Origin of the sequence: Streptomyces tibetensis (assembly GCF_007655005.1) — a bacterium.
GTDB lineage: Bacteria > Actinomycetota > Actinomycetes > Streptomycetales > Streptomycetaceae > Streptomyces > Streptomyces tibetensis.
The window spans coordinates 1-565 of record NZ_SZVW01000066.1 but is presented as its reverse complement, the minus strand read 5'-3'; the positions used below and the strand labels follow the sequence as shown (position 1 = coordinate 565).

General features: G+C 46.4%; 1 protein-coding gene. It reads right to left on the bottom strand.

The window, feature by feature from the left end; all coding sequences use genetic code 11:
- Positions 1 to 59 precede the first annotated feature (59 nt).
- The coding region (locus FDO69_RS40940) for a hypothetical protein (protein ID WP_138430334.1) at positions 60 to 565 on the bottom strand (506 nt) is incomplete at its 5' end.

Here is a 565-nt window from a genome sequence, read left to right as displayed (position 1 = left end):
GGCACACTGGCATATTGGGGCTTTAACTCCAACATTCTCCAACTGCTCATCTGAAATGCTTAGTGGTCTCCAAGGGCAGCTTTGGTCCGTTCAATCAGTTTAGGAGTCTCTCTGTTAAAGCATTCGTCTTTGTTTTCTTCAGCACAGCAGCCTGTCACCACACCAGTGAAATCCACAATGGCACCTGCCAGTTGCTCATCTGTCATGTCAGGTTTATGTTGAAGCATGTGGATGAGCACGGTTTGTTTCTTTTGCTGCTGTTCTTCTGCTTTTGCTGTGCAATAATCGCCATGGAAGCTGACTACTTCAGGGTTAAATGGCACAGGAACGTATTCTGGATCCACTCCTAGAGCGCTGAAGCATTCCCGGCGTTTAGCATAGCTATCACTACAGCATTTGCACACTTGCTTGTTGATGGGGTGTTGTTCGTGCAAATAGCAAAGATATCCTAGTGCTAGTTCCAGATGGTTTTGGGCACATGATAGTCTGTGAGCATCATCCTGGTGGCAGCATTCAGCAGCAATATTAACCAATCTCTTTGTGAATTCTCGCATTTGCTCTGGGG